5 protein-coding genes are annotated in these 9,325 nt (G+C 70.9%); 2 read left to right on the top strand and 3 right to left on the bottom strand.

What is annotated here, in order from left to right; genetic code table 11:
* On the top strand, window positions 1–1,116 hold a 1,116-nt coding region (locus D7W82_RS36090; RefSeq protein WP_120622641.1), incomplete at its 5' end, for an AAA family ATPase.
* Window positions 1,117–1,247: 131 nt separating this feature from the next.
* A complete protein-coding gene (locus D7W82_RS36095; RefSeq protein WP_120622642.1) occupies window positions 1,248–1,625 on the top strand; it encodes a DUF5335 family protein in 378 nt (125 codons plus the stop codon).
* An 84-nt stretch (window positions 1,626–1,709) separates the two neighbouring features.
* Here D7W82_RS36095 and D7W82_RS36100 read toward each other — a convergent pair whose 3' ends face one another.
* From D7W82_RS36100 to D7W82_RS36110, 3 genes are all read right to left on the bottom strand, one after another.
* Entirely contained in the window at window positions 1,710–2,525 is an 816-nt protein-coding gene (locus D7W82_RS36100; RefSeq protein ID WP_120622643.1) for a matrixin family metalloprotease, read from the bottom strand.
* A 317-nt stretch (window positions 2,526–2,842) separates the two neighbouring features.
* On the bottom strand, window positions 2,843–4,237 hold the full coding sequence (locus tag D7W82_RS36105) for an MBL fold metallo-hydrolase (protein WP_120622644.1): 1,395 nt from the start codon (window positions 4,235–4,237) through the stop codon (window positions 2,843–2,845).
* Window positions 4,238–4,532: 295 nt separating this feature from the next.
* The gene (locus tag D7W82_RS36110; protein WP_199727943.1) at window positions 4,533–9,314 is read right to left on the bottom strand and encodes a DNA topoisomerase 3; all 4,782 of its coding nucleotides are present in this window, start codon (window positions 9,312–9,314) and stop codon (window positions 4,533–4,535) included.
* Between the last annotated feature and the right edge of the window lie 11 nt (window positions 9,315–9,325).

Here is a 9,325-nt window from a genome sequence, read left to right on the forward strand (position 1 = left end):
TTCCCCGAAGGCCCGCCCATCCAGGAGCGCGTGGCCGCGCTGGAGGTGCTGTCGCCCCAGGAGATCGACGCGCGCCTGGGCGACCTGGGCTACCGGGGCCAGCCCGAGGCCCGGCGCGCGGCGTCCGTGCTCGCCTACCGGCACCTGCGCCGCATCCGCCGGCTGTACCTGGAGGGGCTGGAGCCCGAGCCCGGCACCCGCGAGAACGCCCTCTTCCTGGGCCCCACCGGCTCCGGCAAGACGTTCCTCGTGGAGCTGATGTTCCGGGAGATCCTGGGCGTGCCCACCGTGCTCGCGGACGCCACCCAGTTCTCCGAAACGGGCTACGTGGGCGACGACGTCAGCACCCTGCTGTCCCGCCTCTACGAAGCCGCGGAGCGCGACGTGGCGTGGGCCGCCTGCGGCGTCATCTGCATGGACGAGTTCGACAAGCTCGCCACCAGCCGCTCCGACAGCCGCTTCTCCGGCCAGCAGACCACCAAGGACGTGAGCGGCTTCGGCGTGCAGAGAAGCCTGCTGCACCTGCTCTCCGCGGCGCAGGCCACCTTCCCTCCGGACTTCGGCTTCACCAGCCGGATCCGCTCCGAATCCCTGGACATGGGCTGCGTCACCTTTATCGCCTGTGGCGCCTTCAGCGGCTTCCGCGGCACGGCGGCGACCATGAACCACGTGGAGCGCGTGGGCTTCGGGCGCGAGCCCGGCAAGGGCGGCCAGAAGGACCTGGAGTCCATCGCCACGCGCATCACGGAAGAGCACCTGGAGAACACCACCGCGTTCTCCCGCTACGGCTTCATCCCGGAGCTGATTGGCCGCTTCAACCGGCTGGTGTCCTTCGACCCGCTGGACGCGGCCACGCTGGGGGACATCCTCCAGGCCACCGTGCTGCGCACCTGGGAGCGTGAGTTCGCCCACGAGGGCCTGGAGCTCACCGTGGACGCTGGCGTGCGCGAGTGGATTGTCGCCCGCGCCCTCAAGCGCGAGACGGGCGCCCGCGGGCTGCGCACCGCCCTGGCCCCCGTGCTGGAGCAGGCCGCCTACGAGCACTTCGGCCATGGCAAGGCCGCCACCGTGCGCCTGGTGCTCAAGGACGACGCCGTGCACGCCGTGCGCGGCTAGAGGCGGAAGCAGCCGACATGCCGGGGCCCGGTCCGCGGGGCCCCCGGAGCGTCGTTCAGCCGGGCCCGTCCTTCACCCGCGAGTCAGACGCCTTACGGTTGAGGCACACGACAGGCGCGCGGAGGCGGCCCATGGCACACATCAACCAGGAAATCCCCCGGGAGCAGTGGGCGAGCTACCTCGCCGGCATCAGCAAGCAGGACGCCACCCAGTGGGTGCGCGTGGAGTCCATCGACGCGGAGACGGGCGACCAGCCGCTCGCTGACCGCCTGCCTCTGGTGGACATCTCCCTGGAGCAGAAGGGAAGCGACGCGGGCGCCGTGCAGATCATCGTGGGCCGCGAGGACGGGCGCATCACCCACCGCATCCTCGAACCGGACCACCTCTACGCGGAGCTGGACGAAGCGTCGGGCGCGCTGGAGTGCCTGGAGATTGGCGAGCGCGGCGGCAAGACGCTCGTCTTCTTCGAGCGCCCCACGGAGGCCGAGGAGGTCTCCGCCCGCTTCTAGCGCCCCAAACGGCACGGGGCCGACGGGCGCGTCCGAAAAGACGCTCCCACCGGCCCCTGCCCCCTCACAAGCGTGACGCTTGAATCACGGGTACAGCGCGCGGGCGCCCTGCTTGTCCAGGGTCGTCAGCACGAGGTCGCCCGTCTGGGTGCCGTTGCACTGCGGGTAGTGCATGACGGAGGAGCGGTCGTAGGTGGAGGTCAGCGCGCGCCACTGGCTGTCCTCGTAGCAGCCGCTCGCCGTGGAGCGGGTGTGCTCGTGACGGAAGCCCAGCGTGTGGCCCAGCTCGTGGCGCAGGATGCCCGTCAGCGTCCAGGGCGACAGGTTGCCGAAGGCGCTGCTGTCCACCAGCACGTTGCGGCCGGAGCGGCTGGAGTTCGGGAAGAACGCGCGCGCCACGTAGGACTGGCCCGACACCGGGCGGATGTCGAACAGCACGCCCGTCTGGGACGCGGTGCAGGCGCTGTCGTACTGGGACAGGTAGACGAACTTGACGTTCGCCGTGGCCTGCCAGGCCGCCGTCGCGCTCGCCATCGCGTTCACCATCTTCGTCTTGTTCGTGCCGAAGTTGTTGCTGATGCAGTAGGTGAGGTTCAGCTTCTGCGTGCTGCTCCACTTGATGTCGCCGCCGATGTAGTACACGGCCAGGCCGTCCTGGGACTTGCCCAGCTGCGCCTCGACGACGTTGTGGAAATAGGCCTTCAACTCCTCCTCGGAGTCCAGGGCCTCGTCACCGTTGACGATGATCTTCCCGCCCTCCCACGGCTCACGGTAGGCGTTCGCCTGGAACTCCTCCCACGTGGGCTTGACCTCGGACTCCTGCGCGGACTCGGGGCCACCGCACGCACCGAGCATCAGCGACACGCCGGCCAGCATCGCAACAGAGCGGAACTTGAGCATTGGAGGACTCTTCCTGTGTGCTTCGAGGGATGCGCGGCCACCGCCTGGCTTCCCCGCCAGTGGCGGTCCGCCGCGCGCCGGGCCATTGAGCAACTGCCGGGCCAACGGCCCTTCCCAGGAGAAAAACAGGAAACGCGGGGATAGCTGGAGCGCTCCCGCTCCAGCCCTCCCCACGTCAACCGTCACTTCACGTGACGTTTACAAAGACAAGCCCTCTGAATGATTAGGTTTTTCGAGGGCAGCTCTCACTGTCTTGGAAAGAGACAGCAGGGTGTCCTGATTCCAGTCAGGTCTGCCAGCGAGTTTCCAGGGAATCCCTAGAGGATGGCGCGGCGCATCTTCCAGTAGGTCTCCTTGGCCATGCGGAAGGTGTTGGAGCCCGGGGGCAGCAGGGCGCGCAGCAGCTCCGCGGACTGGGTCTGGAGGGGGCGCACGCAGTGGGCATCCAGCTGGTGGCGCAGGTAGCCCACCATGTCGCGGCTGCGGTACTCGTTGAAGTAGCTGCGCAGCTGCGCCTCCGTGCGGGCCTTGCCGTTGTCCGCGTACTTGGCGACGTAGGGGCTGAAGTCCGGGTAGAGGCTGCCCTTGCCGAAGCCGCCGTGCACGGTGGTCTTCATGAAGTTGCCGATGAGCAGGTCGTCGAACACCTGGTACTTCACGGCGGTCATCAGCGAGTTGCGGGGCGCCTCGAAGGTGATGCCCTTGTGGATGCGGCGCTTGTTGAACTCGATGACGTGCTCCTGGCCGCCCACGCGGAAGCGCAGGAAGTCCATCACCGTGCCCAGGTGCTCGACAGCGCGGAAGTACTGCTCCAGCTGCTTCACCTCGTCCGCTTCCAGGCGCTCGCTCCAGTCGTCCCCGAAGTCCTTGGGGTCCAGCGGCCGGATGGTGCGCTCCTTCGGGTTGATGGAGACGGAGGAGTCGTTGGTGAAGTCCTGGCGCAGGAAGGCCGGGAGCATCTCGCAGGTGTTGGAGGCGAAGCCCCGCGCGTAGTCCGGCAGCGTGGTGGTGTACTCGGAGCACCAGACGCTGTCGGCGCGCTGGTACTTGTGCATGGAGCTGAAGGGGACGAAGTAGCGGACGCCGTACGTCTCCGCCATGCGCGCGATGGTCTGTCCCACGGGCGTCTTCGCCGCCGCGTACGGGAGGATGCGCCGCCCGTCCTCGGTGAAGAAGTTCATCATGTCCGCGTCGCCGTAGCCGGACAGGGCCAGCAGGTACGTCTCGCTGTACTCCTTGATGACCCGGCGCACGAAGCGGCCCTGGCCGCGGTCACCGGAGTCGTTGAGGTTGACGATGAGCCGGCCGCCCACCTCCACCAGCAGCACCGCGTCCTGGTTCACGTCCGGGATGCACAGCACGCGGATGCGCGGGGACAGGCGCGTCCACTCGCGGTCCCGCAGCACCTGGACCTTGAAGCCCGCCTCGAGCAGGTCGTCGCGGATGCGTCCGCCCACGTGGTTGGGGACCAGCAGCGTGCGCTCGCGCAGCTTCTCCAGCGAGGCCATGCTCAGGTGGTCCGGGTGGCCGTGCGACAGCCACACGTAGGGGCAGTCCCGGATGGACTGGCGCTGCTCGTCCGGAATCTCGTGGGACAGCGTCCAGCTGCCGAAGTACGCGTCCCCGTCCGTCCAGGGGTCGGTCACCAGCACCGGCCCGTTGTCGTGACAGATGAGTGTGGCGTTGCCAATCGTCTCGAAACCCAGCTCCATTGCGCGCCCCCTTGAACCCCTCACGCCGCTCCCATTCATTGCGCGTGTGGACGAGAAGGTGGCACCCGGACTTTTGCCTACAAGCATGGGAAACACGCTTCACGCCTGGCCGGTAGCCCCCCGCGCCTGCGGCCCAGGAAAGGGCCTTCCCTTGTCAGGCGGTTCGAGGTGGACGGCATGCCCCGCGGCGGATCCACGCTGTCCCCCGGGCATCGCCTCCGGGGGCACGCCGCTGCCCTGGAGGGGCGGATCCACGCGCCCCTGTCCACCGGGTGACACGCGGATCCGCCAGCGGTCAGCGGCGGCGGGACACGAGCGAGAGGATCTGCGGGCCGTAGCGCTCCGCGAGCGTGGGGCCCACGCCATGGATGGACATCAGCTCCGCGCCGCTGGAGGGCCGGGCGCTGGCGATGGCGTCCAGCACGCGGTCGGTGAGGATGCGGAAGGCGGGCACCTTGCGCTTGCGGGCCTCGGTGAGGCGCCACTCCTTGAGGGTGGCCACCAGGGCGGGGGACGCCGGGGGCGGATCGAAGTCCGGCGCCGCGCTGCGGGACGCGTTCCAGGAGGCCCGGGGGCCCAGGCCCGGTGACGGCTCCGGCGTGGCGCGCGCCCTCCAGCCGCGGGCCGGCGGGGCATCCGCGGGGAAGGACTCCTGGCTGAAGTCCGCGTCGCTGGAGGCGCCGCGCGAGGCCCAGGACTCCGAGGCGCCCCGGCGGCTCTTGCCGCGTCCCCGGGGCGAGGCCGCCGTGCTGGAGGCGGCGCGCTTGCGGGGCGCGCGCTTCGGCGTGCCGGCGGCCGTGCGGCCCTTGCGCTTCTTGGAGGGCACCTCACGCGCCTGGGGGAGCACCACCTGCCCGGGGGCGATGACGCGGGCGCGGCGGCCGGTGTCCGTGAGGGACAGGCGCTGGAAGAGGATGACCTGGCCGTCCTTGTCGAACGAGTCCGAGTCCAGGCGCACCAGCCCCGAGCGCACCAGTCCGCCCACGAGCCGTTCGAAGTCGCGGCGGTGGAGCTGTTCGCCGAAGAGCTCCCGGTGGAGCCGTCCGGTGGCCTGGCCGTCGCGGGCGTGGAGGGCCTCCAGGATGCGGCCCAGCGCGTGGGCCTCCAGGGCGGAGGGCTCCTCGAAGCGGACCACCTCGCAGGACTCAGGGGCGCAGACGTCGCACAGGCCGCAGGCGGCGCCGGAGTCCTGCACGTCGCCGAAGTGCGCGACCAGGTGGCGCATGCGGCAGTCATGCGCCTCCGCGTACCGGCCCATCTGTTCCAGGTGGAGCTGCTTGCGCTCGCGCTGCGCGATGTACGCCACGGCCCAGCCCGCGCGGCCGCGCCGCACGTCCTCGTCCGGGGTCATCTCCACGCCGCCGTGGATCCACAGCTGCTCCAGGGCCTTGTCGAAGATTTCCGGGTCGCCGCGCACGCGGGCCTGGATGGAGGCCTTGGGCTCCAGCTCGTTGGAGGTGGCCTGGTAGATGCGCTCCAGGACGGAGGGGTCCGGGTAGTCGCGGCGGTGGAAGAACTCGTGGGTGCGCCGGTCCACGAAGGCGTGGAGCAGCACCGCGCGCGAGTCCTTGCCGTCGCGGCCCGCGCGGCCCAGCTCCTGGTAGTAGCCCTCCAGGCTGGCCGGCAGCGCCGCGTGGATGACGGTGCGCACGTCCGGCTTGTCGATGCCCATGCCGAACGCCGTCGTGGCGACGATGACCTCCAGGTGTCCCTTGAGGAAGGCGGCCTGGATGCGGTCGCGCTCCTGGGGCTGGAGGCCGGCATGGTAAGGCGCGGAGTGGAAGTCGTGCGCGAGCAGGTCCGCGTACTGCTCCGCGTGCTTGCGCGTGGACGCGTAGACGATGGCGGGCCGGTGCTCCGGGTTCCTGAGCAGGGACAGGATGGCGTCGCCGCGGGCGCCCGGGTTGAGCTCGCGCACCTCGATGGCGATGTTGGTGCGGCGGAAGCCGTGGATGAAGGTGTGCGCGGCGCCGCCCCGTGAGCCGCGCAGGCCCAGCTGCTGGACGATGTCCTTCTGCACGTCCGGCGTGGCGGTGGCGGTGAGCGCCACCACGGGGGCGGGACGCAACAGCGGCAGGCGCGAGCCCAGGAGCCGGTAGTCCGGACGGAAGTCGTGTCCCCACTGCGAGATGCAGTGCGCCTCGTCGATGGCGATGAGCGAGGGCGTGCGGCGGGCCAGCAGCTCCACGAAGCCGGGGACGCCCAGGCGCTCCGGAGCGATGAAGAGGAAGTCGAGGCGGCCTTCGAGGTACTCGGCGCAGACCTGCCGGGAGGTGGCCCGGTCGCGGCCGGAGTGGATGCGGTCCGCGGCGAAGCCCAACGACTGGAGCCGCAGCACCTGGTCCTCCATCAGCGCGATGAGCGGGCTGACGACGACGGTGGTGCCCGCGCGGGCCAGGCCCGGCAGCTGGTAGCAGAGGGACTTGCCCGCGCCCGTAGGCATCACCAGCAGCAGGTCCTCGCCGGACGTGGCCGCGCGGCAGACCTCTTCCTGGTACGGGCGGAAGTCGTTGAAGCCGAAGGCCTCCTTGAGGAGGCCGCGCAGCTTGTCCGGAGGCGTGGGAGCCCGGTGCACGCGCTCCGGCCGGGTGCTGCCCATGTTCACGGTCTGGGGCTGACGTTTGGCCCGGCCGAAGCCCTCGGAGGAGGCCTGCACGAAGGCGGTGCGCACCTCCGCGGAGGGGATGTTGGGAGGGCGGTCCTGCACGCGCGGCGACGCGGCAGGTGCGGTGGCTCCCGCGTAGCCGTCGGATCCACCGTGGAGGCCGTGAGCCGGAGCGCCCGCCGCGTGACGTGCGTCGCCGGCCGCGCCGTGGCCGAAGGCGCGGGAGCCATCCCCCGCCATGCTCGCGGAGGCACCGACCTCGTTGCGCGCGGCGTTGGCTCGGGCGGCGGTCCGGACGGTGGCGGTCGCGGCCTCTCGGGTACGGAACAGCTCCTCGGTAGGTCCCTGCGCGGGATGCGGCCTTGAGCCTTCGAAGCGTGCGCTCGATACCGCGGCCTCATTCCGGGGCCCCGGGCCGGCCACCGGCGTGGGCGGCAGCGACGTGGGCGCCTGGCCCACGACCTCCCGCACATACGCCTCGATGCCGCTCATGAACGCATCCAGCGCGCCCTGCCCGCGCTCGATGCGCTGGAGCCACGCCTCCCACTGCCCCGTCATCACGGGGGACTTCACGTCCGGGTGCACCACCCCGATGAGGTGGATGCCCTTGTCCGTGGCCACCAGGCGCTTGCCCTCGCGGGTCAGGTACTCGCGCTCGAGCAGCAATTCGATGGTCGCGGCGCGCGTGGCGGGCGTGCCCAGCCCCGTGTCGCGCATCGCGTCCACCAGCTCCTTCTCATCCAGCGTGCGCCCCGCGGACTCCATCGCCGTCAGGAGCGTGGCCTCCGTGAAGCGCGGCGGCGGACGCGTGCGCTTCTTCACCGCCTCCACGTCCTCCACCGTCTGCGCCTGTCCGCGCGCGAGCCCCGACGGCAGGTCCTGCGGCTCGTCGTCCGGCTCCTCCTCCTTGTCCTTGTCCGCGCCCTTCTTGCCCTCCGGCTTGAGGCGCGGCGCCTTCTGCCCGCCCCCCACGTCCAGGACCTTCCAGCCCACCTTCTCCACCTGCGTGCCCGCGCTGTGGAAGCGGTCCACCACGGGCCCCGCATCCCCCTTGGACGTCACCGCGGTGATGACCGTGGTCACCTTCCAGACGTGGTCCTCGTGCCACGCCTGGAGCAGCCGCCGGCACACCAGGTCATAGAGGCGCTGCTCGTCCGGGGACAGCCGCACGCCGGACGCCGGCATGGGCGTGGGGATGATGGCGTGGTGGTCCGTCACCTTCGAGTCGTCCACGTAGCGCTTGCCCAGCGGGCGCTCGCCCGTGCCCGGCGCCAGGTCCTCCTGGTAGGGCGAGGCGATGGCGCGCACCACCTCCGGCAGCGTATCCGCCACCGTCTCCGACAGGTGCCGGCTCGCGGTGCGCGGATAGCTCAGCAGCTTGTGCTTCTCATAGAGCGCCTGCGCGACCTCCAACGTGCGCTGCGCGCTGAAGCCGTAGAGCCGGTTCGCGTGGCGCTGCAGCTCCGTGAGGTCGTAGAGCAGCGGCGGAGGCATCCGCTTCGTCTCCGCGTCCAGCGACTCCACGACCGCGTTGCCGCTGCGCACGCGGTCGATGACCCGGCCCGCCTCCACGCCGTCCGCGTCCAGCCGGCGCGCCTCGCGCACGGACTCGAAGCCCGGCGGAATCACCGGCTTGCCGTCCGGCCCCGAGCGGAACCACGTGCCCTGGTAGCGGGCCCCCACGGGCGCGCCCTTGCCGCGAGGCGAGAAGGTGGCCACGACCTCCAGGTAGTCCCGGGGCACGAAGTCGCGGATGGCCAGCTCGCGCTCCACCACCATGGCCAGCGTGGGCGTCTGCACGCGCCCCACGGACAGCATGTTGCCGTAGGTCCCGCTCGCCAGCGTGTAGAGGCGCGACAGGTTCATGCCCACGAGCCAGTCCGCGCGGCTGCGCCCCATGGCGGCGGCGGCCAGCGGCGCGTAGGCCTTGCCGTCCTTGAGGTGCTGGAAGCCGTCACGGATGGCGCGCTCGGTGAGCGACGACACCCACAGCCGCCGCACCGGCTTGCGGCACCCGGCGGCGTCGTAGATGTACCGGAAGATGAGCTCGCCCTCGCGCCCGGCGTCCGTGGCGCACACCACGGCGGACACCTCCGGCGCGTTCATCACGCGGCGGACGACCTCGAACTGAGCTTTCGTGGAGTCCGACACCACCAGCGGCCAGTCCCCCGGCAGCATGGGCAGCTGCGAGCGGTGCCACTTCTTCCACTCGGGGCGGATCTCATGCGGCTGGGCCAGGCCCACCAGGTGGCCAATGGCCCACGTCACGACGTAGCCGTTGCCGCGAAGGAAGCCCTCACCGCGCTCGGTGGCGCCGAGCACCCGGGCGATGTCGCGCGCCACGGCGGGCTTCTCCGCCACCACCGCGAGGACGGAGCCCCGCCCACCGCGAGCCGTCCCACCGTCCACGCTCGCGTCCCGCGACACCGACCTGTCCCATCCGGGCGACTCGCCCATCTCATCCCACCTCATGACCTGTCCCC

Source organism: Corallococcus sp. CA049B, assembly GCF_003611685.1.
Lineage (GTDB): Bacteria > Myxococcota > Myxococcia > Myxococcales > Myxococcaceae > Corallococcus > Corallococcus coralloides.

Bases quoted from the DNA above. Each gene is read 5' to 3' on its own strand.
- D7W82_RS36095 (WP_120622642.1), top strand. From the start codon at position 1,248: ATGGCACACATCAACCAGGAAATCCCCCGGGAGCAGTGGGCGAGCTAC.
- D7W82_RS36100 (WP_120622643.1), bottom strand. From the start codon at position 2,525: ATGCTCAAGTTCCGCTCTGTTGCGATGCTGGCCGGCGTGTCGCTGATG.
- D7W82_RS36105 (WP_120622644.1), bottom strand. From the start codon at position 4,237: ATGGAGCTGGGTTTCGAGACGATTGGCAACGCCACACTCATCTGTCAC.
- D7W82_RS36110 (WP_199727943.1), bottom strand. From the start codon at position 9,314: ATGAGGTGGGATGAGATGGGCGAGTCGCCCGGATGGGACAGGTCGGTG.